At 65.9% G+C, this 24,442-nt stretch carries 25 protein-coding genes; 16 read left to right on the top strand and 9 right to left on the bottom strand.

Annotation, left to right across the window (positions count from 1 at the left end; translation table 11 throughout):
• The first annotated feature begins 42 nt into the window (after nucleotides 1–42).
• Genes G3N62_RS02375 through catC form a run of 3 tightly spaced genes read left to right on the top strand, consistent with a single transcriptional unit; the run spans nucleotide 43 to nucleotide 2,445 of the window.
• Nucleotides 43–1,176, top strand: coding sequence for a muconate/chloromuconate family cycloisomerase (locus tag G3N62_RS02375; RefSeq protein WP_034185655.1), 1,134 nt, complete (start codon nucleotides 43–45; stop codon nucleotides 1,174–1,176).
• A 32-nt stretch (nucleotides 1,177–1,208) separates the two neighbouring features.
• Nucleotides 1,209–2,111 (top strand): catechol 1,2-dioxygenase, encoded by a 903-nt coding sequence (catA, locus tag G3N62_RS02370; RefSeq protein WP_034185654.1) that lies wholly within the window; start codon nucleotides 1,209–1,211, stop codon nucleotides 2,109–2,111.
• A 43-nt stretch (nucleotides 2,112–2,154) separates the two neighbouring features.
• Nucleotides 2,155–2,445, top strand: a complete 291-nt coding sequence (gene catC / locus G3N62_RS02365) for a muconolactone Delta-isomerase (RefSeq protein ID WP_034185653.1) — start codon at nucleotides 2,155–2,157, stop codon at nucleotides 2,443–2,445.
• Nucleotides 2,446–2,584: 139 nt separating this feature from the next.
• Here the strand turns inward: catC and G3N62_RS02360 are convergent, their stop codons facing one another.
• A complete protein-coding gene (locus tag G3N62_RS02360; protein WP_124609058.1) occupies nucleotides 2,585–3,364 on the bottom strand; it encodes an NAD(P)H-dependent oxidoreductase in 780 nt (259 codons plus the stop codon).
• 86 nt (nucleotides 3,365–3,450) lie between these two features.
• Between G3N62_RS02360 and G3N62_RS02355 the strand changes: the two genes are divergently transcribed.
• Together G3N62_RS02355 and G3N62_RS02350 are read left to right on the top strand one after the other, a co-directional pair.
• Nucleotides 3,451–4,344 carry a LysR family transcriptional regulator gene (locus G3N62_RS02355; protein WP_034185652.1) on the top strand — a complete coding sequence of 298 codons (894 nt, stop codon included), beginning with the start codon at nucleotides 3,451–3,453 and terminating at the stop codon, nucleotides 4,342–4,344.
• A 138-nt stretch (nucleotides 4,345–4,482) separates the two neighbouring features.
• Nucleotides 4,483–4,893: a DUF2471 family protein gene (locus G3N62_RS02350; RefSeq protein WP_049036155.1), complete on the top strand. Its 411-nt coding sequence runs from the start codon at nucleotides 4,483–4,485 to the stop codon at nucleotides 4,891–4,893.
• Nucleotides 4,894–4,917: 24 nt separating this feature from the next.
• On the opposite strand, the gene G3N62_RS02345 is transcribed toward G3N62_RS02350, so the two are convergent.
• Nucleotides 4,918–6,951 (bottom strand): NADPH-dependent 2,4-dienoyl-CoA reductase, encoded by a 2,034-nt coding sequence (locus G3N62_RS02345; RefSeq protein ID WP_124668795.1) that lies wholly within the window; start codon nucleotides 6,949–6,951, stop codon nucleotides 4,918–4,920.
• Nucleotides 6,952–7,026: 75 nt separating this feature from the next.
• Here G3N62_RS02345 and G3N62_RS02340 point away from each other — a divergent pair, with 75 nt between their 5' ends.
• The 3 genes from G3N62_RS02340 (at nucleotide 7,027) to G3N62_RS02330 (ending at nucleotide 9,337) form a co-directional block, all read left to right on the top strand.
• Complete coding sequence (locus G3N62_RS02340) at nucleotides 7,027–8,109, top strand: AraC family transcriptional regulator (protein ID WP_124668794.1); 1,083 nt, start codon at nucleotides 7,027–7,029, stop codon at nucleotides 8,107–8,109.
• An 83-nt stretch (nucleotides 8,110–8,192) separates the two neighbouring features.
• The gene (locus tag G3N62_RS02335) at nucleotides 8,193–8,738 is read left to right on the top strand and encodes a hypothetical protein (protein WP_124668793.1); all 546 of its coding nucleotides are present in this window, start codon (nucleotides 8,193–8,195) and stop codon (nucleotides 8,736–8,738) included.
• 116 nt (nucleotides 8,739–8,854) lie between these two features.
• Complete coding sequence (locus tag G3N62_RS02330) at nucleotides 8,855–9,337, top strand: hypothetical protein (protein WP_226193645.1); 483 nt, start codon at nucleotides 8,855–8,857, stop codon at nucleotides 9,335–9,337.
• A 20-nt stretch (nucleotides 9,338–9,357) separates the two neighbouring features.
• On the opposite strand, the gene G3N62_RS02325 is transcribed toward G3N62_RS02330, so the two are convergent.
• The 3 genes from G3N62_RS02325 to G3N62_RS02315 form a co-directional block, all read right to left on the bottom strand.
• The gene (locus G3N62_RS02325) at nucleotides 9,358–9,807 is read right to left on the bottom strand and encodes a DUF126 domain-containing protein (RefSeq protein WP_124668792.1); all 450 of its coding nucleotides are present in this window, start codon (nucleotides 9,805–9,807) and stop codon (nucleotides 9,358–9,360) included.
• A complete protein-coding gene (locus G3N62_RS02320) occupies nucleotides 9,800–11,047 on the bottom strand; it encodes an aconitase X (protein ID WP_124668791.1) in 1,248 nt (415 codons plus the stop codon). Before G3N62_RS02320 ends, G3N62_RS02325 begins: the two co-directional genes overlap by 8 nt.
• Before the next feature lie 177 nt (nucleotides 11,048–11,224).
• On the bottom strand, nucleotides 11,225–11,653 hold the full coding sequence (locus G3N62_RS02315; protein WP_034185645.1) for a MarR family winged helix-turn-helix transcriptional regulator: 429 nt from the start codon (nucleotides 11,651–11,653) through the stop codon (nucleotides 11,225–11,227).
• A 91-nt stretch (nucleotides 11,654–11,744) separates the two neighbouring features.
• On the opposite strand from G3N62_RS02315, the gene G3N62_RS02310 reads away from it, so the two are divergent.
• From G3N62_RS02310 to G3N62_RS02290, 5 genes are all read left to right on the top strand, one after another.
• Entirely contained in the window at nucleotides 11,745–12,665 is a 921-nt protein-coding gene (locus tag G3N62_RS02310) for a LysR family transcriptional regulator (RefSeq protein ID WP_034185644.1), read from the top strand.
• A 107-nt stretch (nucleotides 12,666–12,772) separates the two neighbouring features.
• Nucleotides 12,773–13,204: a MarR family winged helix-turn-helix transcriptional regulator gene (locus G3N62_RS02305; protein WP_034185643.1), complete on the top strand. Its 432-nt coding sequence runs from the start codon at nucleotides 12,773–12,775 to the stop codon at nucleotides 13,202–13,204.
• Between the two features lie 68 nt (nucleotides 13,205–13,272).
• A complete protein-coding gene (locus G3N62_RS02300; RefSeq protein WP_034185642.1) occupies nucleotides 13,273–14,367 on the top strand; it encodes an HlyD family secretion protein in 1,095 nt (364 codons plus the stop codon).
• Between the two features lie 13 nt (nucleotides 14,368–14,380).
• On the top strand, nucleotides 14,381–15,955 hold the full coding sequence (locus G3N62_RS02295) for a DHA2 family efflux MFS transporter permease subunit (RefSeq protein WP_034185641.1): 1,575 nt from the start codon (nucleotides 14,381–14,383) through the stop codon (nucleotides 15,953–15,955).
• Nucleotides 15,956–15,971: 16 nt separating this feature from the next.
• Complete coding sequence (locus G3N62_RS02290; RefSeq protein ID WP_124668790.1) at nucleotides 15,972–17,402, top strand: efflux transporter outer membrane subunit; 1,431 nt, start codon at nucleotides 15,972–15,974, stop codon at nucleotides 17,400–17,402.
• 145 nt (nucleotides 17,403–17,547) lie between these two features.
• On the opposite strand, the gene G3N62_RS02285 is transcribed toward G3N62_RS02290, so the two are convergent.
• The 3 genes from G3N62_RS02285 to G3N62_RS02275 all read right to left on the bottom strand — a co-directional run bounded on the left by G3N62_RS02285 (nucleotide 17,548) and on the right by G3N62_RS02275 (nucleotide 18,936).
• Nucleotides 17,548–17,958 (bottom strand): TIGR02594 family protein, encoded by a 411-nt coding sequence (locus G3N62_RS02285; protein ID WP_034185639.1) that lies wholly within the window; start codon nucleotides 17,956–17,958, stop codon nucleotides 17,548–17,550.
• Between the two features lie 270 nt (nucleotides 17,959–18,228).
• Nucleotides 18,229–18,453: a hypothetical protein gene (locus G3N62_RS02280; protein WP_034185638.1), complete on the bottom strand. Its 225-nt coding sequence runs from the start codon at nucleotides 18,451–18,453 to the stop codon at nucleotides 18,229–18,231.
• 279 nt (nucleotides 18,454–18,732) lie between these two features.
• Nucleotides 18,733–18,936: a cold-shock protein gene (locus G3N62_RS02275; protein WP_034185637.1), complete on the bottom strand. Its 204-nt coding sequence runs from the start codon at nucleotides 18,934–18,936 to the stop codon at nucleotides 18,733–18,735.
• Nucleotides 18,937–19,311: 375 nt separating this feature from the next.
• Between G3N62_RS02275 and G3N62_RS02270 the strand changes: the two genes are divergently transcribed.
• The 3 genes from G3N62_RS02270 to G3N62_RS02260 all read left to right on the top strand — a co-directional run bounded on the left by G3N62_RS02270 (nucleotide 19,312) and on the right by G3N62_RS02260 (nucleotide 22,925).
• Entirely contained in the window at nucleotides 19,312–20,223 is a 912-nt protein-coding gene (locus G3N62_RS02270) for a LysR substrate-binding domain-containing protein (protein ID WP_069245868.1), read from the top strand.
• A 131-nt stretch (nucleotides 20,224–20,354) separates the two neighbouring features.
• Entirely contained in the window at nucleotides 20,355–21,671 is a 1,317-nt protein-coding gene (locus tag G3N62_RS02265) for an MFS transporter (RefSeq protein WP_124668789.1), read from the top strand.
• A gap of 12 nt (nucleotides 21,672–21,683) precedes the next feature.
• Entirely contained in the window at nucleotides 21,684–22,925 is a 1,242-nt protein-coding gene (locus tag G3N62_RS02260; protein WP_124668788.1) for an amidohydrolase family protein, read from the top strand.
• Nucleotides 22,926–23,091: 166 nt separating this feature from the next.
• Here G3N62_RS02260 and G3N62_RS02255 read toward each other — a convergent pair whose 3' ends face one another.
• Complete coding sequence (locus tag G3N62_RS02255) at nucleotides 23,092–24,342, bottom strand: IS256 family transposase (RefSeq protein WP_034185633.1); 1,251 nt, start codon at nucleotides 24,340–24,342, stop codon at nucleotides 23,092–23,094.
• Nucleotides 24,343–24,442 lie beyond the last annotated feature (100 nt).

Below are 24,442 nucleotides of genomic sequence, written 5' to 3'. Positions count from 1 at the left end.
GGGGCGGGAATTCCTACCATGTGCACCAACAGGAGGAATCGCATGATAGCAACTGCCGCCACCATCGAACGCATCGACACGCTGCTCGTCGACGTGCCGACGATCCGGCCCCACAAACTGTCGGTCGCGACGATGAATTGCCAGACCCTCGTGCTGGTCCGGGTTCGATGCACGGACGGTATCGAAGGCGTCGGCGAGGCGACGACCATCGGCGGCCTCGCCTACGGCGAGGAGAGCCCCGAAAGCATCAAGGTCAACATCGACACCTACTTCGCGCCGCTGCTGCAGGGCATGGACGCGACACGCCCCGGCGCCGCGCTGGCGCGTGCGCGCAAGCTGTTCCAGGGCAACCGTTTCGCGAAGTGCGCGATCGAGACCGCGCTGTTCGACGCGCAGGCGCGGCGCCTCGGCGTGCCGCTGTCCGAGCTGTTCGGCGGCCGCCGGACCGATGCGGTCGATGTCGCCTGGACGCTCGCGAGCGGCGACACGCAGCGCGACATCGCGGAGGCCGAAGCGATGCTCGACGCGCGCCGCCATCGTGCGTTCAAGCTGAAGATCGGCTCGAACGCGGTTGCCGACGACGTGGCGCACGTGGTCGCGATCAAGCGTGCGCTCGGCGAGCGCGGCGACGTGCGCGTCGACGTGAACCAGGCCTGGAGCGAAACCGATGCGATCTGGGCCGGCGCGCGGCTGGCCGAAGCCGGCGTGAGCCTCGTCGAGCAGCCGATCGCCGCGACCAACCGCGCGGGGCTCAAACGCCTCACGCAGCTCGCGCAGGTGCCGATCATGGCCGACGAGGCGCTGCACGGCCCGGTCGACGCGTTCGCACTCGCGCAGGACCGCGCGGCCGACGTGTTCGCGGTGAAGATCGCGCAGTCGGGCGGCCTGCAGGGCGCGGCGAGCGTCGCGTCGATCGCCGCGGCGGCCGGCATCGAGCTGTACGGCGGCACGATGCTCGAAGGCGCGGCCGGCACGATGGCGTCCGCGCAGCTGTTCAGCACGTTCGATTCGCTGAAATGGGGCACCGAACTGTTCGGCCCGCTGCTGCTCACCGAGGAAATCCTCGTCGAGCCGCTGCGCTATCAGGATTTCAAGCTGCATCTGCCGGCCGCGCCCGGCCTCGGCATCACCTTCGACTGGGCCCGCATCGAACGGATGCGACGCGACGCCCGCTGATCCCCACACGACAACCGAAACCGGAGACACAGATGAACAAGCAAGCCATCGACGCACTGCTGAAGACCTTCGACGACGCCGCCGAGAAACCCGGCAACCCGCGCGTGCGCGCGATCGTCAACCGGATCGTGAAGGATATCTGCTACACGATCGAGGACTTCGACGTGCAGCCGAGCGAGTTCTGGACCGCGCTGAACTACCTGAACGAAGCCGGCCGCGAATTCGGGCTGATCGCCGCGGGCCTCGGCCTCGAGCGCTTCCTCGACGTGCGGATGGACGAGGCCGAGGAAAAGGCCGGCATCCAGGGCGGCACGCCGCGCACGATCGAAGGGCCGCTGTACGTCGCCGGTGCGCCGGAATCGGTCGGCCACGCGCGTCTCGACGACGGCACCGATCCGGGCCAGACGCTGATCATGCGCGGCCGGGTGCTCGGCGAGAACGGCGCGCCGCTCGCGAACGCGCTCGTCGAGGTGTGGCACGCGAACCATCTGGGCAACTACTCGTACTTCGATCAGTCGCAGCCCGCGTTCAACCTGCGCCGCTCGATCCGGACCGACGCCGACGGCCGCTACAGCTTCCGCAGCGTGCTGCCGGTCGGCTACAGCGTGCCGCCGGGCAGCAAGACCGAGCAGCTGCTCGACCAGCTCGGCCGCCACGGCCACCGTCCGGCGCACATTCACTTCTTCGTTTCGGCCGACGGTTATCGTAAGCTGACGACGCAGATCAACATCGACGGCGATCCGCATCTGTGGGACGACTTCGCGTTCGCGACGCGCGACGGGCTGATCCCGCCGGTCAAGCAGGCCGAAGGCGCGGAAGGCAAGCCGTATGGCGTCGACGGGCAGTTCGCGCTGATCGACTTCGATTTCTCGCTGCTCAAGGACAAGCAGCACGTGCCGGGCAGCGAAGTCGAGCGCGCACGCGCACAGGCCTGAGCGCGCGCCGCGTTCGACGCATCGATCATTCAAGGAGTGCAGGATGCTGTTTCATGTGGAAATGACCGTTCGTCTGCCGGCGGACATGGATCCGGTCAAGGCGGCCACGCTGAAGGCGGAAGAAAAGGCGATGTGCCAGCGGCTGATGAACGAAGGCGTCTGGCGGCATCTGTGGCGGATCGCCGGGCAGTACGCGAACGTCAGCATCTTCGACGTTGAAAGCGTGCAGCAGCTGCATGACCTGCTGAGCCAGTTGCCGCTGTTCCCGTACATGGAGATGGACGTGCGGGCGCTGTGCCGGCACCCTTCGTCGATCCGGGACGACGATCGCTGAGCCACGATGAATCGCGGCCGTGCCCCACGGCCGCGCGATCTACGACACGAGCGGCCGGTGAAGTCTCGCGGGCCGCTCGTGTCGCTTTGCGTTTGGGAACGGTCGTCCGTGTCGCCGCGCACGCGATGCGCGGCTGCCGTCATGCGGCCAGATGAACCGCGAATCCCGCCTGCCCCGGCGCGATGTCGTCCTTCAGCGTCAGCGCCGGAATCGCGTATTCCCCCGCGTTCTGCCGACGGAACGGAATCGGCGGCGTGGTCCACAGATCGTCGAGACGCCGGCCGAGCGCCGCGCGCGTTTCGTCGAAGCGCGCGTCGTTCATCTTCCCCGTCCGGTAGATCACGAACGGCGGCAGCACGTCGAACCCCGGGTAATACAGCACGCCGTGATGGATCGGGAACAGCACGTCGTCGATCGGCCCGTTGATGCCGCGCGGGCTGTAGTGCGACTCCCACCCGCCCGTCGTGACGACCACCATCGCCCGCTTGCCGGTCATCCTGCCTTCGCCGTAGCGATCGCCCCAGTGCGTATCGGAATGCTCGCCGACCCCGTACGCAAAGCCGTATGCATACACGCGCTCGAACCAGCCCTTCATGATCGCCGGCATCGAGAACCACCACAGCGGAAACTGCAGGATCACCGCGTCGGCCCACTTCAGCTTCTCCTGCTCGCGCGCGATGTCGTCGCTTTGCGTGCCCGCCGCGAATGCGCGCTTCGAATCGAGCGACGGATCGAAACGCGCGCCGGGCGCACGGTCGGTCACGTCGTTCGCATCGAATGCCGCCTTCCAGTTCATCGCGTACAGGTCGCTCACCTGCACCGCGTGGCCGGCCGCCTCGAGATGCCCGACGGCAAAGTCGCGCAACGCGCCGTTCAGAGACCGCGGTTCGGGATGGGCATACACGATCAGCACATTCATGTTCGTCACTCCGTCGATTGAATGACTGCAGGATGCGCCTGCCGAAGGTATATTTGAAATGAATTCCTGATATTCCAGGTATAGCCATGGACAATCTCAGACGGCTCGATCTGAACCTGCTCGTCACGCTGGACGTGCTGCTGGCCGAGCACAACGTCACGCGCGCGGCCGGGAAGCTGAACATGTCGCAGCCGTCGGTCAGCGTGCAGCTGCAGAAGCTGCGCGACCTGTTCGGCGATCCGCTGCTGCTGCCGGGGCCGCGCGGGATGCGGCCGACCGCGCGTGCGGAAGCGCTGCGCGAGCCGTTGCGCGATGCGCTCGAAGCGATCGAGCGCGCGGTGGTGCCGGCCACGCCGTTCGATCCCGCGACCGCGACGAACACGTGGCGCGTGGCCGCGACCGACTACGGCGAATCGACGATCGTGCTGCCCGCGCTGAATACGCTGCGCTCGGCCGCGCCCGGTACGCGGCTCGCCGTGGTCGAACTCGTACCGCCGCGCATCGAGCAGGATACCGAACGAAACGGCATCGACCTCGTGTTCCATACGAGCGACGGGTCGCCGGCCGGCATGCGGCGCCTGCCGCTGTTCGTCGAACGCTACGTGCTCATCGGCCGCGCCGGGCATCCGAAGCTGAAGCGGCGCCCGACGCTCGCGCAGTTCGGCACGCTCGAACACGTGATCGTGTCGCCCGACGGCGGCGGCTTCTTCGGCGTGACGGACGAAGTGCTCGCGAGGGTCGGCGCCACGCGGCGCGTCGTGCTGTCGGTGCCGCACTTCCTGTTCGTGATGTCGGCCGTCGCGAGCACCGATCTCGTCGCGATGCTGCCCGAGCGGCTGGTGCGCGACGTGCCCGCGTTGCGCGTGGTGGACGCACCGGTCGAGGTGCCCGGCTATGAAATGTCGATGCTGTGGCATGAACGCGTGCATCGCGACCCGGCGCATCGGTGGCTGCGGGAGACGATCGCGGCGGCGGTCTGAACCGGCCCGGTTGCCGGACGGCTGCCGCCTGCTGTCATCGGGGGCTTGAAAGTGCGCCGATCACTGTATATATTTACAGTGTTTCTGCGTCATTTGACCCGAATTCCGTCACCCGAGACGGTCTTTAGTGAGGCGACCATGTTCCAGTCATCCGCATTCGATCCCGAGCAACCCGGCTTCAATCCCGTCCACTTCGAGCGCGCCGCGCGGCAGGCGGTCGTCGATCTTCAGCGTGTCGTCGGCGGCCCCGCGCAGCGGGCGCTCGGCTTGCGGCGCCGCAGCCATCCGGCCGCCGTCCGCACGATGAGCTGGCAGGCGCTGCTGAATGTCGAGGAGCTGGCGTTCTCGAACACCGGCTTCCTGAACCGCAACGATCCGGCCGTCGTCGATGCCTTCATCCGGCTGCGCGACAGCCGGATGGTCGCCGCGGACATCGAGGAAGCCGTCGACTGGAAACGCGACGACGACGATCTGCCCGCCGTCTACCTGATCGTCAAGGCGATGCTGGAAGCGGAAGAGCGCGAGGCGCAACGCGTCGAGATGGAGTGACCGCCGCGACGCGCGGCCGTCCCGTTACAGCCGCGCCGCGAGCCGCGCGCCCTGATCGATCGCACGCTTCGCATCGAGTTCGGCGGCCAGCTCCGCGCCGCCGATCAGGTGCACCGGGCGCCCGGCCGCCTGCAACGGCGCGAGCAGCGCGCGCTGCGGCTCCTGCCCCGTGCAGAGCACGATCGTGTCGGCTTCGATCAGTTCGTGATCGGTGCGCTGCTCGCCGTACGACACGTGCAGCCCGCGCGCGTCGATCAATTCGTAGTTCACGCCGCCGATCATCTTCACCTGCTTCATCTTCAGCGTCGCGCGGTGAATCCAGCCGGTCGTCTTGCCGAGCCCCTTGCCGAGCGGCGCGGCCTTGCGCTGCAGCAGCGTCACTTCACGCGCGGGCGCCAGGACCTGCGCGCGCGTCACGCCGCCGCGCGTCGCGGCCGGGTCGGTCACGCCCCACTCGGCCTTCCACGCCGGCAGATCGAGCGCCGGCGATTCGCCGTCCTGCACCAGGTATTCGGCCACGTCGAAGCCGATCCCGCCCGCGCCGACCACCGCGACGCGCCGCCCGACCGGCTGCTTGCCCGCGAGCACGTCGATATAGCTGAGCACGTTCGGCCCGTCCTGCCCCGGAATCTTCGGGTCGCGCGGCGCGACGCCGGTCGCGAGCACGATCTCGTCGTAGCCGCCCGCGATCAGGTCGCTCGCGTCGACGCGGCGGTTCAGGTGCAGGTTCACGCCGGTCAGCTCGACCTGGCGGCCGAAGTAGCGCAGCGCCTCATGAAACTCCTCCTTGCCCGGCACCTGCTTCGCCATGTTGAACTGACCGCCGATCTCGGCCGCGCCGTCGAACAGGTCGACGTGATGGCCGCGCTGCGCGAGCACGGTCGAGCATGCGAGCCCGGCCGGCCCGGCGCCCACCACCGCGATGCGCTTCGGCTGCGGTGCGGGCGTGTATTTCAGCTCCGTCTCGTGGCACGCGCGCGGATTCAGCAGGCACGACGCGATCTTGTTCCTGAACGCGTGATCGAGACACGCCTGGTTGCAGCCGATGCAGGTGTTGATCTCGTCGGCGCGGCCCTGCGCGGCCTTGACGACGAATTCGGCATCGGCGAGCAGCGGGCGCGCCATCGACACCATGTCCGCGCAGCCGTCCGCGAGAATCTGCTCGGCCACTTCGGGCCGGTTGATCCGGTTGGTCGTCACGAGCGGAATGCCGACCTCGCCCTTCATCTTCTTCGTCACCCACGCGAACGCGCCGCGCGGCACCGACGTCGCGATCGTCGGCACACGCGCCTCGTGCCAGCCGATCCCCGTGTTGATGATCGTCGCGCCCGCGCGCTCGACGGCCTTCGCGAGCTGCACGGTTTCGCTCCAGTCGCTGCCGTCCGGAATCAGGTCGAGCATCGACAGCCGGTAGATCAGGATGAAATCGCGGCCGACCGCTTCGCGCGTGCGCTCGATGATCTCGATCGGCAGGCGGATGCGGTTCTCGTACGAACCGCCCCACTGATCGGTGCGCTTGTTCGTATGCATCGAAATGAACTGGTTGATCAGGTAGCCCTCGGAGCCCATGATCTCGACGCCGTCGTAACCGGCCTCGCGCGCGAGCTTCGCGCAGCGCACGAACGCGCGGATCTGCCGCTCGACGCCGCGCGCGCTCAGCTCGTGCGGCGCGAACGGCGAGATCGGCGACTTGATCTTCGACGGCGCGACCGCGAACGGGTGATAACCGTAGCGGCCCGTATGCAGGATCTGCAGCGCGATCTTGCCGTCCTCCGCATGCACGGCCTCCGTGATCTCGCGGTGCCGCCGCGCGGCGGCCGACGTCATCAGCGTGCCGCCGAACGGCTTGGTCCAGCCGGCCACGTTCGGCGCGAAACCGCCCGTCACGATCAGGCCGACGCCGCCGCGCGCCCGTTCGGCGAAATATTCGGCGAGGCGCGGCAACGTCTTGCGGCTGTCTTCGAGGCCGGTGTGCATCGAGCCCATCAGCACGCGGTTCTTCAGCGTCGTGAAGCCCAGGTCGAGCGGCGCGAGCAGGTGGGGAAAGGAGGTGGTCATGATGGTCGAGCCTATAAGCGATGCTTGCCATCGTAGGCGCGCGCCGCCTTGAGCGTGAGGGGGCAAACAGCCATAATGCTTGTCATTTCCGGCCAAACAGACATGACCTCCGCTCTCGCCAAAGACCGCCTCGGGCTGCGCCGGCCGACGATTCCGGTTGCCTATACGCGCCTGTTGCTGCAGGCGCTGGCCGCGCGCGGCGTCGACCTGGCCGCCGTGCGCGCCGGCACGGGCCTGCGCGACGCCGTGTTGGCCGAACCGGACGCGCGCGTCGCGCCGTCGCAATGGGGGCGGCTGGTGCTCAATGCGATCGAGATCGGCGGGGATCCCGGCATCGGACTCGCGTTCGGGCTGCTGCTGAAGCCGACCGTGCACGGCTTTCTCGGCTACGCGACGCTGACCGCGCGGGACATCCGCGAAGCATTGTCGGTCACGCAGCGCTACTTCCGGATGCGCAACCGCCAGTACCGGCTGACCTATGCGGAAGACGATCGTGGCGCGACGCTCGAACTGCATGGCGTGCAGGCGAGCCCCGTGCTGCAGCATCACGTGATGTTCGAATTCGTGCTGACGGGGCTCGCGCAGAACATCTCGCAATGGGCCGGGCGCGCATCGCCGCCGATCGAGCTGCGGTTCGCGTGGCCGGAGCCTGCGTATTTCGCGCGCTATCGCGACCAGTTGCCGCCGGTGGAATTCGGCTGTGCGGCGAACGCGCTATGGATCGCGCGCGACGTGCTCGACTGGCCGCTGCCGCTCGCCGATGAAGTCGCGCACCGGCAGGCGCTCGTGCAGGTCGAGCGCGAGTATGCGCAGGTGCGGCAGGAAGAAGGCGACCTGGTCGGGCGCGTGCGCGCGGAGCTGGCGCGCGCAGCCGGCGACTACCCGGGGCCGGACACGCTCGCCCACGCGTTGCTCGTGTCGACGCGCACGCTGCGGCGCCGGCTGGAGGAAGCCGGGTCGAGCTACCGGCAGTTGCTCGATGAAGCGCGGTTTCGCGACGCGAAGCAGTTGCTCACGGCGTCGGATCTCGACCTGAAGACGATCGCCGAACGGCTGCAATTCACCGACCCGGCGAACTTCACGCGCGCGTTCCGGCGCTGGGCCGGGCAGACACCGAGCGCGTACCGGGAAGCGGCGGCGGGTGCGGCGCGCGACTGATGCCGGGCCCCGGCACGAGGTGCCGGCCCGCGATTTCATCGGTATGATCAATGCCAAGCCAAAGCGGCGCACTCTCCCGCCCCATGTCCAATCACACCACGCTGATCGAGTCGACGATCGACCGTATCGATACGAACCTCGTCCGGGTCGAGGCCAGTATCGCGAAGGTGCCGCTTTACCGGCTCACGATGCAGAACGTCTGCTACTTCATCGGCGCCGGCGATATCGACGCGGCGGCCTTCACGCAGATCGATCGATTGAAGCCCGGGATGGCCGTGCGCGCGTGCGTCTTCGACGATCGCGGCCGCCACCGGATCGCGTGGCTCAGAAGCGGCGATCTGGCGATCGCGCCTTACGATGCGCTCGGACAAAAGCGCCGCAACCTGTCGCTGCTGGCATGGGCGTCGTGCCTGTTCATGCTGAGCCTGCTGATCGGCGCGGCTGCGTTCAAAGCGGGCTGGGCGCTCGTCATCGCGCTGGCCGTGCTCGTGAGCATCATCAGCCTGCTGGGCACCCTGCTCGCGATCGCCGGCCTGTCCGAACGGGTCTTCCGGCCCCAGCGGCGCGAGGCCCAGGAAAAGTGGCGAGACGAACCCGCCGGATTCAAGGCGGAACGGAGCAACGGATGACCGATCGTGTGATGCAGATCGCGACCGGCGCCGTGACGTCCGTGAGCCAGAATACGATCCGTACGAAAGTCTGGAGCAACAACCTCGGCTGGACCACGCAAGGCATCGAGGAAATCGTGCTGCAACTCGACACGTTCGACGCACCGCTCACGGTCAGGACGGACAGCGCGCGAAGCCTGTTCATCGGCGCCGGCGACCGGCTGAATGTTGCGTACGTCCGAAGCCCGGATCGCGCCGCCATCTACGGCATTCGCAACGTCACTGACGGTTCGGTGTATCTCGTTCGCACCGCCGAAGTCGCCGGTGCCCGCACCGACGTATTCGTGACGATCGCCATTCTGGTCGCCATGGCCTTCGTCACCGGCATCATGTCCGCACTGCAACGCAGCACGGACGGCATGCTCGACATGGTGGCGTGGTTCGGCAGCACCGCGATTGGCCTCTTCGTGCTGAGTACGATCCTGCGCACCATGTTCGGCGTGATCGCGTGGCCGGAAATCCGGCGGCTCACGCAGCCCGGCGGCAAACGCGAGATGAATGCCGCCCGGCACGCGCTGTCGCTCACGCATGACGATACGCCGAACATCCGCTTTCTCTGACACGATACGCGCACGACGCGTCAGCCCCCGACGACGATCCGCGCGCCCCCTTCCCCGTCGCCCGCCTCGATCCGCACCTCCCCGGTCGCGGCGGCGATCGCGTCGTACACGTCGTCGCTCACGCACACCACCGGCACCGCGATCGCATACAGTTCGGCCGCCACGATCGCACCGATCGAGAGGATCAAGTCACGCTCCTTCAGCACGATCCCGACCGGCCCCGTGCCGTTGCGCACGGCTTCCACGAGCACGCTGCTGCTCGAACTCGAGCCCTTCGCATGCGGCATCACCATCACCTTGCCGGCGAGGCTCGCGCCGGCCTGCGGATGGCCGCGATCGACGATCCTGCCCGCGCCCGAGTCGTAGCCGCCCCAGAAGCTGAGCGGCTTGTCGAGCACGAACGGGCGCGCGCACGCGCTGCCCGGCACGAGCGTGTCGCCCGTCAGACCCTTGCCCGCTGCTTCAGTCATCGAATCGCACCTTTCCTTCGTAAGCCGAGCGCACGCATTCGCGCATGCTGCCGTACGCGACCGTCACGCCGATGTTCGCGGGCGCATACGACGCCCATTTCCCCGAATTGGTCATCACGAGCCCGGACATCTGCTTCATCACGGGCGTGATGTACGTGCAGGTATCGACGACGATCTGGATGCCGCGCGCGGCGAACTTGCGCGCGAGGCCGGCCTCCTCCAGCTCCCACAGGATGAAGCGGCTCGTGTTCACGTAGAAATCGCACGCCGGCGTGCCGTCGAACGCGTCGAGCAACGTGTCGAGCGTGCGGAATTCGGCCAGCGAGAAATGCGGCGTGCCGAGCGCGACCGCGACGAGGGGATCGCCGGCCGCGCCGTGGTTCAGCGTGCGGCGAATCGCGTCGAGATCGGTCATCGCGACGTCGACCGTGCGTTGCGCCGCTTGCCCGTGCAACGCGGCGTCGAGCGTCGGCGCTTCCGGCGTGATGCCCACCGCATGAAACAGCGCGACGGCACCGCTCGACGCGGCGGCCGCGCCGAGCGCCTTGAGTTCGTCCTCGGTGGTGTCCGCCGGCAACCCGACGATCGCCGGCACGACCGCGCCCGCGATCCGGCCGATCAGCAGACCCAGCGCGGCAAAGTAGATGTCGCGCGACGGCAGGCCGGTGAAATCCGGCGCGTTGAACACCAGCCGCGCCGCGCGGTTCGCTTCGACATGGAGCCCCGCATACGGCGCGCGCCCGGTGATCGCGGCCGCCAGGTCGAGAAAATCGCCGTACCGGCTGGTGCGCGCGCCGAGCACCGAGTTCGCGAACACGATCGCATTCGATTCGGCCCACGCAATCTGCTCGCCCTTCGCGGGACGATGCTTCAGCTGATACGGCGCGCACGTGAAGCTCGATTCGCAGCCGAGCTGCAGATGCGCATCCATCAGGCGCTGCGCGTCGCGCTGGATCGCGCGGTCGCCGTGGTACAGCTCGGGATGGATCAGGTCGAGCGACCCGACGTTCAGCGTGGTGGGCACCGCGACCTTCGTGCCGGTGTCGACGAAATACTCGACGAAATCGAGGCTCGTCCGGCCGTGGTAAAGACAGCCGTCGATGTGGGCGGACGTGATGTCGATCAGGTGCGGCGCGGACATCACGTGCGCGGTACGCACGACGATCCGCATCGCGCGCGCGACGCCGTCGCCGAAATCCCCGCGCAACATCGCGTCGTCGCGGTCGCTCAACTGCAGCATCGGTTGCTCCTCGTGACTCGCACCCGGCAGTGTGCCGGTTCATGTGATCCGTCAGAGGACTGTACAACTGGAAACAAAAACTGTCCAGATCGGGATTAATCCGGACAGTTTAAAAACCACTTTTCGCAGAAAACGACCACCAGCGCCATCGTTGGCTCGAAATCCGCTCCAGTTCGCCTAGCGTTCCGCCGTCAGGCCGAACAGCTCGTCGCGCAAGGCATTCGCGCGATCGCGGCCGACCTGCGCCTCGTATTCGTCCTGCGCGGCCTGCCACGCGACCCGCGCGCGTGCGAACGTGCGCTCGCCGAGCTTCGTCAGGTGCAGCACATGCGCGCGCGCATCGTGCTCGGATGCGGTCGTCATGACGAAACCGTCGCGCTGCAGCGGTTTCAGTCCGCGCAGCAGGGTCGTCCGATCCATCACGAGCGTCTCGGCGAGTTCGCTCATCAGCAGGCCGGGCCGGCGCGTGAGATTCGCCATGATCGAGAACTGCGCGGGCGTGACGCCAACCGGGGCCAGATGGCGTTCGTACAGTTGCGTGACGAAGCGCGCCGCCTGACGCAGCGCGAGGCAGTGGCACGCCTGGGCAATCGAGGTGTCGTTCATGCTCCGCAATTTATATGTGCATATGCATAAAGTCAATGTACACTCCGCCGTAACGCGGCCGGCTGCCGGCCCTCGCGTCAAGGAGACGGACATGGACTACATCGACAAGCTGCGGATTTTCCGGTCGGTGGTGGAGATGCGCAGCTTCACGCGCGCCGCCGACATGCACGGTCTCGCGCGGCCGGTCGTGTCGCGCGCGGTCGCGGATCTGGAAGCGCGTTTCGGCAGCCGGCTACTGCACCGGACCACGCGCCAGGTGTCGCTGACCGAAACGGCCGAGCGCATCTACGAACGCTGCGCGGCCGTGCTCGACGAACTCGACGCGCTCGAGGTCGAAGCGCAGACGCAGAACCGCGAACCCGAAGGCCTGCTGCGCCTCGTCGCGCACACGACGGCCGCGCTGAACCGCCTCGTGCCGCTGATCGCCGGCTTCAAGAGCGCGCATCCGAAGGTGCGCCTCGACGTCACGCTGACCGAGCGCCCGGTCGATCTCGTCGGCGAAGGCTACGACATCGGCATCGTCGTGCCGTACATGCTGACGAGCGAATCGACCGTCGTGCGGCTGATCGAGCGCATTCCGGTCGTGATCGTCGCGACGCCCGCGTATCTGCAAGCGCATGCGCGCCCCGAAACGCCGGCCGACCTGGCCGATCATCCGTTCGTGCCGATCTCGCCTTCGCTGCGCCGCCCCGCCCTGTCGTTTCGCGTCGACGGCGACCTGCTGACCGTGCCGTTCCGCTTCGACATCTCGTCGAACAGCCCCGTCTTCAACCGCGAAATGGTGATGAACGACTTCGGCATCGGCGTCGTCCCGAAAACGCTCGTCCAGGCCGAACTCGCGTCGGGCGCGCTCGTGCAACTGCTGCCCGACGCCGACCTCGTCGACGCATCCGTCGAGATCAAGCTCGCGTACGCGAACCGCGTGCTGCTGCCCGCGAAGGTGAAGGCATTCATCGACTACACGGCGGCCTATTGCGACCGCGAAGGCTGGATCGTTCCCGCCGCGGCCTGACCGGGCGCGCGAACGCGCCATGTTGCAGTCGATTGGTACAGCCACGACACCAATCTGATCCCGCCCCGCCCATCGCTTCACGCGATCCTCCGCCCTAACATGTGCACATGCACAAGACCACGCTCACCGACGACGATTGCTTTGCGGTCCGCCAGGCCGCCCGGCGAATCTCGCAGTTCTACGAGCGCTATCTGTCGCGCGCGGGCGTCACGCCGTCGCAGTACAGCATTCTCGCGCTGCTGCGCGACCAGCCCGGCCTCACGATGGCAACCTTGTCGAGCGTGCTGGTGATCGAACGCACCGCGCTGCTGCGCGCGCTCAAGCCGCTCGTCGGCGCGGCGCTGGTGACGGGCCGGATCGAGCCGCCGTGCCGCGGCCAGACGTTCGCGCTCACCGCGCACGGCGAAACCAAGGTCGCCGATGCGCACGTGCACTGGCTCGCCGCGCAGGAAGCATTCGAGCGGTGTTTCGGGTCGGCACAGGCGGCCCGCCTCAGAGACGAATTGTTCCGGATCACGCACAACCTGCCGGAACGCTGATCGACGACTTCCCCGACGGACGGCACGCCGTCTTTCGTTTTGATAAGTGCATATACATAGGTGAATCGATGGAAACGACCCAAACCGCTGCCGCGTCACGCGAAGCAGCCACAACCGAGCAGCCCGCGAAGCAGCAACGCCGCGTGCCGTGGATGCGGATCGCGGTAGGCGCCGTCGTCGTTGTCGTGGCCGCGGCCGCGCTCGACTGGCTGTTCGTGCTGCGCTTCCAGGAGAGCACCGACGATGCGTACGTCGGCGGCGACGTGACCGTGCTCGCGCCGAAGGTCAGCGGTTTCGTCGACAAGATCCTCGTGACCGACAACCAGCGCGTGAAGGCCGGCGACGTGCTCGTGCAGCTCGACGCACGCGACTACGACGCGAAGCTCGCGCAAGCGAGCGCCGAAGTCGACAGCGCGCGCTCCGCCGTCACCGAACTCGAAGCGAAGCAGCAACTGCAATTCGCGGTGATCGGCCAGCACGCGGCGGACAAGAACGCGTCGTCGGCCGAACTGACGCGTGCCGCATCGGACCGCGTGCGCTACCGCGAACTCGTCAAATCCGACGCCGTATCGAACCAGATCGTCGAGCGCGCCGACGCCGATTACTCGAAAGCCGGCGCGGCCGTCGAACGCAGCGACGCCGCGCTGCTCGCCTCGAAGCGACAGCTCGACGTGCTCGGCGCGCAGCTCGCCGATGCACGGGCCCGCGTGAACACCGCGCTGGCCGCGCAGCGCGTCGCGGCGCTCAACGTCGAATACACGACGATCCGCTCGCCCGTCGACGGCTACGTCGGCAACCGCACGGGCCGCGTCGGCATGCTCGCGAACGTCGGCGTGCCGCTGCTGACCGTCGTGCCGGCTTCCGGACTGTGGGTCGATGCGAACTTCAAGGAAGACCAGCTGCGCAAGATGCGCGCGGGCGATCGCGTCGACGTGTCGCTCGATGCGTCGAGCACGAAACTGCATGGCCGCGTCGACAGCCTCGCGCCCGCGACCGGCGCGACCTTCAGCGTGCTGCCGCCCGAGAACGCGACCGGAAACTTCACGAAGATCGTCCAGCGCGTGCCCGTGCGCGTGCATCTCGATCCGCAACCCGGTATCGATCACGTGCTGCGCCCCGGCCTCTCCGCGGTCGTGACCGTGCACACCGACCACGCGAACTGAGCGGGAGCCGACGATGACCACCGCGTTTTCCGGCGACCCCGCGTCGCAACCGACGAAGCAGCGCGTATTCGCGTTCGCGCTGATGTGCGTCGGCTTCTTCATGGCGACGCTCGACATCCAGATCGTCGCGTCGTCGCTGCGCGACATCGGCGGCGGGCTTTCCGCGAGCCAGGACGAACTGTCGTGGGTGCAGACGGCCTACCTGATCGCCGAGATCATCGTGATCCCGATGTCGGGCTGGCTGTCGAAGGTGATGTCGACGCGCTGGCTGTTCGTTGCGTCGGCCGTCGGCTTCACGATCACCAGCATGCTGTGCGGGCTCGCGTGGGACATCAACTCGATGATCCTGTTTCGCGGGCTGCAAGGCGCGCTCGGCGCCGCGATGATCCCGACCGTGTTCACCACCGCGTTCGTGCTGTTCCCCGGCAAGCAGCGGCTGATCGCGTCGACGACCATCGGCGCGCTTGCATCACTCGCCCCGGCGATCGGCCCGGTGATCGGCGGCTGGATCACCGACCAATGGTCGTGGCACTGGCTGTTCTACCTGAACCTCGTGCCGGGCATCGCGGTGGCCGTGCTCGTGCCGCGCTACGTGCATATCGACGAGCCCGACCTGAGCCTCATCAAGCGCGGCGACTATCTCGGCATCGTGCTGATGTCCGGCTTTCTCGGCTGCCTCGAATACGTGCTCGAGGAAGGCCCGCGCAAGAACTGGTTCGGGGACGACGTGATCATCATCTGCGCATGGATCTCCGGCATCTGCGGCTTCCTGTTCCTCGTGCATGCGCTGACCGCGAAGGATCCGATCGTCGACCTGCGTGCGCTCGCCGTGCGCAACTTCGGCATCGGCAGCCTGCTGTCGTTCGTGACCGGTATCGGGATCTTCGTGACCGTGTTCCTGACGCCGCTGTTTCTTGCGCAGGTGCGCGCATTCAGCTCGCTGCAGATCGGCATCGCGCTGCTGTCGGTCGGGGCGTTCCAGCTGGTCGCGCTCTGCGCCTATGCGTTCGCCGCGCGCTTCTTCAGCCTGCGCGCGCTGCTCGTGTTCGGGCTGATCTGTTTCGGCCTCGGCTGCTACCTGTACACGCCGATCACGCACGACTGGGGCTGGCGCGAATTGCTGCTGCCGCAAGCGCTGCGCGGCATCGGCCAGCAGTTCAGCGTGCCGCCGATCGTGACGATGGCGCTCGGCTCGCTGCCGCAGTCGCGGCTCAAATCGGCGAGCGGCCTGTTCAACCTGATGCGCAACCTCGGCGGCGCGATCGGCATCGCGGTGAGCGCGACGATGCTCAACGACCGGCTGAATTTTCACTATCTGCGCCTGAACGAGCACGTGAGCGCCGGCGAACCGCAGATCGCGTCGCTGCTCGATCGACAGGCCGCGTACTGGGGCTCCGTCGCAGGCAATACGCTGAATACCGCGCAGGCCGGGCTCGCGAACCTGCATCGGCTGATCTATCGCGAAGCGCTGACGCTCACTTATGCGGATGCGTATTACGCGCTGTCGCTGTGTTTCGTCGTCGCGCTGCTCGCCGTCGTGTTTTCCAAACCCATTACGTTGAACGCGCCGCCGCCGGACGCGCACTGAGGCCAAGGTCATCATCATGAAAAAGCTACTCGTCGCGCTGGCCGTCAGCGCATTCGCCGCCGGGTGCGCGGTGCAGCCCGCGCAGCATCCGGCGCTGTCCGAATCCGTCCAGACGTTCGCGCCCACCGCATGGGATACCGACGTGCCGCGCGCGGACATCGACGCCGCCGGCTGGTGGGCGCAATTCCACGATCCCGTGCTCGATCAACTGATCGCGACCGTGCTCGACGGCAACCTCGATCTGCAGGCCGCGGCCGAACGCGTGAAGCAGGCACAGGCGCTGACCGTGCAGAAACGTGCGGTGCTGCTGCCCGAACTCGACGCGACCGCGCACGCGTCCGACGCGCGGCAGAACACGCCGCCGCCGCTCGGCTACGTGCGGCAGGCAGGTGCCGGGCTCGCGCTGAGCTGGTCGCCCGACGTGTTCGGCGGCGAACGCCTCGACCTGCTCGCCGCGCAAGCGGAACTCGTCGGGCAGAAGCATGCGGAAGACGCGATGCGGCTCGCGCTGGCGGCCGATGCGGCATCCGCGTATGTCGATCTGCGCTGGGCGCAGCAGGAACTGAAGATCCTGCAGGACAACGCGAGGATTCGCCAGCATGCGCTCGAACTCACGCGCAAGCGGCAGGCGTTCGGGTTGTCGACCGAACTCGACGTGACCCGCGCGCAGAACCAGCTCGATGCGCTCGAAGCGCGAATTCCGCCGACGCAGGCGCAGATCTCGCATCAGCTCAACCTGATTGCCGTGTATTCGGGGCGCACGCCGGAAGCGGTCGACCGGCTCGTGCTGGCGCAGGCCGGGGAGATCCCGGCGCCGCCGGTCGGGGCGCCGGGGACGCTGCCTTCGCAGGCGTTGTTGCGGCGGCCGGACGTGCTGACCGCCTATGCTCAGGTCGAACGGCGTGCGGCGCAAGTCGGTGTGGCGAAGGCCGAGCGGTATCCGAAGTTTTCGTTGAACCTGACGGACGGGATCCTGGCCGCGTCCTATCTCGGGTTGCCGACGTTGACCGACAACCTGTTCAGCGCGGCGCTGAGTGCGACGAGCCCGATTTTCAATGCGGGGCGGATTACCGCGGATATCTCGCAGAGCGAAAGCCGGATGCGCGAGTCGGAACTCGGGTTGCGGCAGACGATGCTGCAAGCATTGCGGGAAGTCGAGGATGCGCGCGCGAATCTCGTCAGCTCCGACGAGGCGACACGGAAGCTCGGTAGCGCGCTTTCCGCGTCGGACAAGGCGCTCGGATTGGCGAATCAGCTCTACAAGGGCGGTGCGACGGATTTTCTGGATGTGTTGTCGGCGCAGGAGGTGTATCTGCGGGATTCGGATTCGCTCAACCAGGTCAAGCGTGAGCATGCGCTGGCGGCGGTGGCGTTGTATCGGTCGCTGGGGGGTGGGTGGAGCAGGAATGACGCGGCCGGGGAGGTGGAGGCGGTGGCGAAGAACTAGGCGCGATCGCGATACGGTGCCGGCCGCTACATTGGCCGGCGCGCCGTGCATCAGCAGCACGATTCCGGACACTTGATCGACGACAACCCGATCGAGTCAACCGCCATCACGCGATTGCGAATTCGCACATGCCACCGCGACGCGGTCATCCCGCATCGGGCCAACGATAACCGATCACTTCGTTCAGCGGATACGCAAGCTCGCGCACCTCTTCCAGCTGATTGCCGCCGAACAGATGCACGTATTCGTCGTCGTGACGCAGATAGAACCCGACATGCCCTTTCCAGCTCGCCGGATCGTCGCGCGTCAGGATCGCGATGCAGCCATAGACCGGACGCTCCAGCGGGCGGCCCCATTCGAGCCATGAGCGCGCCAGTGCGGAGCCGGTGCCGCGGAATCCCGCGTGCGTCATGCACCAGTTGACGAAGGACGAACACCAGGAAATCTTGTCGTCGTAGCCGACCAGGTTCGTGTGGTTGTTGTACTCGACGATGCGCGGGTTGATGCTGCCGGGCGGATGGCGGCGGATACCGAGTTCGGCCAGCGCGACGGCCATCCATGGCGGATGGGCGGCCTCCGGGCTGCGCTCAGGATTGGACAGGGTCACGTCGTTCTCGGGCGAGTGTGATGTGCGTGCAATCTTCGCACGAATCCGAAGGTTGGCAGCGCCACTCACCGACGACGTCGAAAAAGGAAAATCCGGCAGCCCGAACCGGGCGCGCGGATGCAATCGGAAGGTAGAGAATCGATCACACGCGAGGTTCGGGCGCGCGCTGTTGCGCGCCCGGGTAACTACATGCGCCGGGTGGGCACCACGGCGTTGTGGTTAGCCGCGCGTATCGACCCAGTTGCGTGCCCAGTGTGCCGAGTGCCGCAGTGCCTGCGCTTCACTCTCGAAGTAGTCGAGCGAATAGAACCGGTAGCGGCCTTCCGCGGACGCGCTATCGACGCGCTCGAGCAGCAGGTTGGCTGAAAAACTGCCGTCGGGCAGACGATGCGCCGAGGGCTGGACGGCATAGCCGTTATATCGATGATTTTGTATGTTTTGCATTTCTAATTTTAATAATGTTCGACTGCGCGCGTGCCGTGCGATATGTGCACGGATGCGCCGATTCAACGCCATTGCGCGCTGAATCTCAAGCAGTCGGAAAGCGAAAATAAGGCGCTGCGGCCGGAGGGGGAATGAAGTGCAACGAGACGTGTGACGCCGGGTTGGCCGCTGAATGAACAGAAGCAGCCACGAACACGCGCGCCAACTTTAGGAGACCAGGCTCCGTGAGGATGTCGCTGCGACCCGGCGCCCATCGTGGGAGGCCGGGCCCTTCAAACTTTACAGCGGCTGGATGTTGGCCGCTTGCAGACCCTTCGGGCCTTGCTTCGTCTCGAAGCTCACTTTCTGGTTTTCAGCCAGCGTCTTGAAGCCGTCGGCACGAATTTCCGAGAAATGAGCGAACAGGTCGTCGCCGCCGTTGTCCGGCGTGATGAAGCCAAAGCCTTTGCTGTCGTTGAACCACTTGACGATACCGGTATCCATGAAGATTCCTTGAGAAAAAAATAGAGAGATTTGCTCTGTTGAAGAGCGCGTGAAGCGTCAAGGAGGGAGAGGACAACGAATACCGCTGTGGAGAGCGAGCAATTGATGAACAGCAATCGGACTTCTTGGACTTCGATGCACACACTAACCGCCGGGCAGGTGCGCGTCAACAGATAACTTGTAACTGTTTCATCTCGCGATCCGCTTTTCGGGCGAATCGATGTGGCCCCAACCGGCTGCGCGCCTTGGCTGGCCTGGCGCGAATGGCACACGGTCCCCACGCGAATACGCCGATCGGCAACACCCTTCCCGCCGGATGATTTCCGCTCGATCCAACCGTATCATGTCGGTAGCCGCCTCCGATTCCCGCCTGCCATGCGCATCACGCCTCTCCCCCCACTGCAATGCCTCGTCGCGTTCGAAGCCGCCGTGCGGCATGCGAGCTTCACCAAAGCCGCCGCCGAACTGCACCTGACCCAAAGCGCGATCAGCCGCCAGATTCAACAACTCGAGGAATTCCTCGGCCGCTCGCTGTTCGTGCGCGAGCACCGCTCGCTGCGGCTGACGATCGCCGGCGAGCAATACGCGGCACAGGTCCACCACCTGCTCACGCAATGTGCGGAAGCCACGCACGACGTGATGAAGCCGTACGGCGATCTCGAACTGACGATCGCGTGCTCGTCCGGCGTCGCGGTGCTGTGGCTGACGCCGCGGCTACCGCACTTTCGCGCCGCGTATCCGAACATCAAGCTGCGCCTGATCGTGCGCGATGCGCTCGCATCGATGTCGCCGGCGGAATTCGACGTCGGCGTCTACTACGTGCGTCAGCAGACGCCGGCCGAATACACCGCGCGCCGGCTGTTCGACGAGGAAGTGTTTCCCGTCTGCGCGCCGGGCTATCTGGCCGGCCGCACGCTGGACGCGGCCGATCTCGCGAACGAAACGCTGCTGCGCCTCGAGGACGGCCAGCGCCAATGGATGTCGTGGTCCGAATGGTTCGACATGAACGACGTCGACCGGCAGAAGGCGCAACCGCAGGACATCACGATCAACTCCTATCCGCAGATCGTGCAGATGACGATTCTCGGCCAGGGCGTGTCGCTCGGCTGGCGCTACATGATCGACGCATGCATCGAAGCGGGCCTGCTCGTGCGCGTGACGGAAGCGTCCGCGAGCCATGGCGGCGGCTATTACGTGATCTCGCCGAACGACCGCGTGCAGAACCAGGCCGCCCGCCTGTTCACGCGCTGGCTGTTCGAACAGGCGGAGCAGCAGACCGCGCCCTGACGCTCCGGGCGCGATGCATGCGTACAGCGCATGCGTGCATGCGAATCTTTCGTTTCAGAAAAAAATCCGGCTGTCCGTAGCATGGGATTCACGCGGGGCAGTCGTCCCGGCTTCTGACAAAGGAAAAGACCATGCAAGGAACGCTTTCCCCGCGCGCCGCGCCTGCCGTCGATGCGGCCGTGCAGCAACGCCGCCGCGCCATCGTCGCGACCGTGATCGGCAACGGCCTCGAATGGTTCGACTTCACCGTCTACAGCTTCTTCGCGGTGATCATCGCGAAGCTGTTCTTCCCGACCGGCAACGAACTGACGTCCGTGCTGCTGACCGTCGCGACGTTCGGCGTCGGCTTCTTCATGCGGCCGGTGGGCGGGATCGTCCTCGGCGTGTATGCGGACAAGGTCGGACGCAAGGCCGCGCTGTCGCTCACGATCCTGCTGATGGCGGCCGGCACGGCGCTCATCGGGATCGCGCCGACCTACGAACAGGCCGGCATCGCCGCGCCGCTCCTGATCGTCGTCGCGCGGCTGCTGCAAGGTTTCTCGGCCGGCGGCGAGATGGGCGGCGCCACCGCGTTCCTTACCGAATACGCGCCGCCGGAGAAGCGCGCGTATTACTCCAGCTGGATCCAGTCGAGCATCGGCTTCGCGGTGCTGCTCGGCGCGGCGACCGGCACGTTCGTCACGACATCGCTCGACACGCAGGCACTGCACAGCTGGGGCTGGCGGTTGCCGTTCCTGCTCGGAATCATCGTCGGGCCGGTCGGTTACTTCATCCGCAGCCACATCGACGAGACGCCCGCGTTCAGCGCCGTCGAATCGCAGGCGAAGGAAAGCTCGCCGCTGAAGGAGGTGCTGTCCACCTACCCGCGCGAGACGTTCGCGAGTTTCTCGATGGTCATCCTGTGGACCGTCTGCACCTACGTGCTGCTGTTCTACATGCCGACCTATTCCGTGCGCACGCTGCATCTGCCGCAATCGACCGGCTTCGTGGCCGGCATGATCGGCGGGCTGATGATCATGTGCTGCTCGCCGATCGTCGGCCGGCTCGCCGATGTGTGGGGACGGCGCGTGTTCCTGTCCGGCTCGGCGCTCGCGATCCTCGTGCTCGCGTGGCCGATGTTCGCGTGGATCAACCATGCGCCCGGGTTCGCGTCGCTGATCGTGTTCCAGGCCGTGTTCGGCGTGCTGATCGCGACCTATACGGGGCCGATCCTCGCGGCGTTCGCTGAGCTGTTTCCGACCAAGGTGCTGTCGACCGGGCTCTCCGTTGCGTACAACTTCGCGGTGACGATCTTCGGCGGGTTCGCGCCGTTCCTGATCACGTGGCTCATCGCCCGCACGGGCAGCAACATGGCGCCGGCGTTCTACGTGATGCTCGCGGCGGCCGTCAGTTTCGTCGGCACGCGCTTCGTGAAGGATGCGAAGCGTGCGGCCTCCACGACTCGATAAGGATTTTTCCATATGACCATTACCGTGCTGCAAGGCGGCGACGTGCTCGACCTCGAACGAGGCGTGTTGCTCGAACATCATCATGTCGTGATCGAAGGCGAACGGATCGTCGAAATCACCGATCGGCCGGTGGATTTGCCGAATGCGCAGGTGATCGACGTGCGCGGCAAAACCGTGATGCCGGGGTTCATCGATTGCCATGTGCATGTGCTGGCTTCGAATGCGAATCTTGGCGCGAATGCGACGCAGCCGAATATTCTTGCGGCGATCCGGTCGCTGCCGATTCTCGATGCGATGTTGTCGCGCGGGTTTACCAGCGTGCGGGATGCCGGGGGCGCGGACTGGAGTTTGATGCAGGCGGTCGAGACGGGGCTGATTCCGGGGCCGCGGATTTTTCCGTCGGGGAAGGCGTTGTCGCAGACCGGCGGGCATGGGGATTTTCGGCCTCGGGGGGATTTGCTGGAGCCCTGCTCCTGCTGTTTCAGGACGGGGGCGATTGCGCGGGTCGTCGATGGGGTTGAAGGTGTACGGCTTGCCGTGCGTGAGGAGATTCAGAAAGGCGCGACGCAGATCAAGATCATGGCGTCAGGCGGCGTGGCTTCGCCGACCGATCCGATTGCGAACACACAGTATTCGGAGGACGAGATTCGGGCGATCGTCGACGAGGCCGAGGCCGCGAATACGTATGTGATGGCGCATGCCTATACGGGGCGAGCGATTGCGCGGGCCGTGCGATGCGGCGTGCGGACGATCGAACATGGGAATCTCGTCGATGAAGCGGCCGCGAAGATCATGCATGAGCATGGGGCGTTCGTGGTGCCGACGCTCGTCACTTATGACGCGCTGGCCAAACATGGGGCGGAGTTCGGGATGCCGGCGGATTCCATCGCGAAGGTGGCTTCCGTGCAGCAGAAGGGACGCGAGTCGCTTGAGATTTATGCGAAGGCCGGCGTGAAGATGGGGTTCGGGTCGGACCTGCTTGGCGAGATGCATGCGTTTCAGTCCGGCGAGTTTCGGATTAGGGCAGACGTGCTCGGGAATCTGGAAGCGCTCAGGTCGGCGACGACGGTGGCGGCGGAGATTGTGAATATGCAGGGGCAGCTTGGGGTGGTTGCCGTGGGGGCGATCGCCGACCTCGTCGTGCTGGATGGGAATCCGCTTGAGGATATTGGGGTCGTGGCTGATGAAGGCGCGCGGGTCGAGTATGTGTTGCAGCGGGGGGCCGTTGTGAAGCGGCGTGCCGGCGGGTGTTGATGTGAATTCATGCCGCGACTTCGGCAGGCGCGGTGCTGCCTCACGGACCACGCGGTCGTGACAGTTATCGAAGGTCGCTGTGAGCGTCAGTGCGGCGTTCGCGGCTTGGCCGGGGCGGTGTCGCCCGGGGGTGTCAGGATTTCCGTGTTCAAGGCGGGTTGAGTAATTACACGGAAGGCCGGACGAATCGATCTGCGTAAAGGATAGCGAATTGGTTCATGGCGGTCTTCCAGTCATGAGCTGCACTATCCCAATTTGCCGTGATGTTGCGCAGGGCCAGCCAGATGAGTTTCGTGGCTGCCTCGTCGGTCGGGAAGTGCCCGCGGGTTTTGATGATCTTGCGCAACTGCGAGTTGATATTTTCAATCGCGTTTGTCGTATAGATGATCTTGCGAACGCCCGGGCGAAAGGCAAAGAACGGGATCACGCGATCCCAGGCGTTGCGCCACGCGCTACTGACAGTTGGGAATTTCTGACCCCACGGACCATCGGCAAACGCATCGAGTTCGGCCTGGGCCGCTTCCGCGCTGGGCGCTGCGTAGATCGATTTGATCGCGGCAGCCAACCCTCGGCGGTCTTTCCAACTGGCGTAATCGAGGCTGTTGCGGATCAGATGGACGATACAGGTTTGCAGTGTGGTCGCCGGAAACACCACCGCCAAGGCTTCGGACATACCCTTGAGACCGTCGGTGACAGCAATCAGGATGTCGTGAACGCCGCGCGTCTTCAGATCATCGAACACCTTCATCCAGAACTTGGCGCCCTCGGTGTTCTCGATCCATAGGCCCAGAATGTCACGGGTGCCGTCGGGCAGCACGCCCAGCGCCAGGTACACCGCCTTGTTGCGCACGACGGCGTCTTCGCGAATCTTGACCCGAAGAGCGTCGAAGAACACGACCGGATACATCGGCTCAAGCGGTCGACCCTGCCAGGCAGTCACTTCGGTCATTACCTCGTCGGTCACGGAACTGATGAAGTCGGGCGAGACCTCGGTGCCGTATTGCTCCAGCAGGAAGCCCTGAATCTCGCGCACGGTCATGCCTCGGGCATACATGGCAACGATCTTGTCGTCGAAGCCGGTGAAGCGCCGTTCGTGCTTGGGTATCAGGATGGGTTCGAAGCTGCCCTCGCGGTCGCGAGGCACCTCGATGCGAATCGGGCCGTCTTCGGTCAGGACAGTCTTGGCACCCCGGCCGTTGCGCTGATTCGTGGCGTTGGCCGGCTTGGCTGCCCCGGTGGGGTAGCCGAGATGATAATTCATCTCGCCGCTTAGCGCTCGCTCGATCAGCGCCTTCTTGAGCGCCAGCGTCGCGGCATTGATGGCTTCTGCTGTCATCGGACCGTTGCCAAACTGCTCAAGCAGTTCGACCGGAATCGCCGGCAGCTCCACCGGCTGGGTTTTCGGTTTGCGGGGCATACACTCTCCTTGAGAGCATGTTATGCCTTAAACACGAAATTCCTGACAGACCCACCTCACGTGGCGAACGCGAGCAACTGGTCAACAATCCGACACTGAT

Source organism: Burkholderia sp. Tr-20355 (assembly GCF_017104685.1).
Classification (GTDB): domain Bacteria; phylum Pseudomonadota; class Gammaproteobacteria; order Burkholderiales; family Burkholderiaceae; genus Burkholderia; species Burkholderia seminalis.
The sequence above is the reverse complement of the archived record's forward strand: the minus strand, read 5'-3'. Positions and strand labels throughout refer to the sequence as shown.

What these genes read in the sequence shown, in the direction of transcription:
- G3N62_RS02375 (WP_034185655.1), top strand. Translation starts at nt 43, where the DNA reads ATGATAGCAACTGCCGCCACCATCGAACGCATCGACACGCTGCTCGTC.
- catA (WP_034185654.1), top strand. Translation starts at nt 1,209, where the DNA reads ATGAACAAGCAAGCCATCGACGCACTGCTGAAGACCTTCGACGACGCC.
- catC (WP_034185653.1), top strand. Translation starts at nt 2,155, where the DNA reads ATGCTGTTTCATGTGGAAATGACCGTTCGTCTGCCGGCGGACATGGAT.
- G3N62_RS02360 (WP_124609058.1), bottom strand. Translation starts at nt 3,364, where the DNA reads ATGAATGTGCTGATCGTGTATGCCCATCCCGAACCGCGGTCTCTGAAC.
- G3N62_RS02355 (WP_034185652.1), top strand. Translation starts at nt 3,451, where the DNA reads ATGGACAATCTCAGACGGCTCGATCTGAACCTGCTCGTCACGCTGGAC.
- G3N62_RS02350 (WP_049036155.1), top strand. Translation starts at nt 4,483, where the DNA reads ATGTTCCAGTCATCCGCATTCGATCCCGAGCAACCCGGCTTCAATCCC.
- G3N62_RS02345 (WP_124668795.1), bottom strand. Translation starts at nt 6,951, where the DNA reads ATGACCACCTCCTTTCCCCACCTGCTCGCGCCGCTCGACCTGGGCTTC.
- G3N62_RS02340 (WP_124668794.1), top strand. Translation starts at nt 7,027, where the DNA reads ATGCTTGTCATTTCCGGCCAAACAGACATGACCTCCGCTCTCGCCAAA.
- G3N62_RS02335 (WP_124668793.1), top strand. Translation starts at nt 8,193, where the DNA reads ATGTCCAATCACACCACGCTGATCGAGTCGACGATCGACCGTATCGAT.
- G3N62_RS02325 (WP_124668792.1), bottom strand. Translation starts at nt 9,807, where the DNA reads ATGACTGAAGCAGCGGGCAAGGGTCTGACGGGCGACACGCTCGTGCCG.
- G3N62_RS02320 (WP_124668791.1), bottom strand. Translation starts at nt 11,047, where the DNA reads ATGCTGCAGTTGAGCGACCGCGACGACGCGATGTTGCGCGGGGATTTC.
- G3N62_RS02315 (WP_034185645.1), bottom strand. Translation starts at nt 11,653, where the DNA reads ATGAACGACACCTCGATTGCCCAGGCGTGCCACTGCCTCGCGCTGCGT.
- G3N62_RS02310 (WP_034185644.1), top strand. Translation starts at nt 11,745, where the DNA reads ATGGACTACATCGACAAGCTGCGGATTTTCCGGTCGGTGGTGGAGATG.
- G3N62_RS02305 (WP_034185643.1), top strand. Translation starts at nt 12,773, where the DNA reads ATGCACAAGACCACGCTCACCGACGACGATTGCTTTGCGGTCCGCCAG.
- G3N62_RS02300 (WP_034185642.1), top strand. Translation starts at nt 13,273, where the DNA reads ATGGAAACGACCCAAACCGCTGCCGCGTCACGCGAAGCAGCCACAACC.
- G3N62_RS02295 (WP_034185641.1), top strand. Translation starts at nt 14,381, where the DNA reads ATGACCACCGCGTTTTCCGGCGACCCCGCGTCGCAACCGACGAAGCAG.
- G3N62_RS02290 (WP_124668790.1), top strand. Translation starts at nt 15,972, where the DNA reads ATGAAAAAGCTACTCGTCGCGCTGGCCGTCAGCGCATTCGCCGCCGGG.
- G3N62_RS02285 (WP_034185639.1), bottom strand. Translation starts at nt 17,958, where the DNA reads ATGGCCGTCGCGCTGGCCGAACTCGGTATCCGCCGCCATCCGCCCGGC.
- G3N62_RS02280 (WP_034185638.1), bottom strand. Translation starts at nt 18,453, where the DNA reads ATGCAAAACATACAAAATCATCGATATAACGGCTATGCCGTCCAGCCC.
- G3N62_RS02275 (WP_034185637.1), bottom strand. Translation starts at nt 18,936, where the DNA reads ATGGATACCGGTATCGTCAAGTGGTTCAACGACAGCAAAGGCTTTGGC.
- G3N62_RS02270 (WP_069245868.1), top strand. Translation starts at nt 19,312, where the DNA reads ATGCGCATCACGCCTCTCCCCCCACTGCAATGCCTCGTCGCGTTCGAA.
- G3N62_RS02265 (WP_124668789.1), top strand. Translation starts at nt 20,355, where the DNA reads ATGCAAGGAACGCTTTCCCCGCGCGCCGCGCCTGCCGTCGATGCGGCC.
- G3N62_RS02260 (WP_124668788.1), top strand. Translation starts at nt 21,684, where the DNA reads ATGACCATTACCGTGCTGCAAGGCGGCGACGTGCTCGACCTCGAACGA.
- G3N62_RS02255 (WP_034185633.1), bottom strand. Translation starts at nt 24,342, where the DNA reads ATGCCCCGCAAACCGAAAACCCAGCCGGTGGAGCTGCCGGCGATTCCG.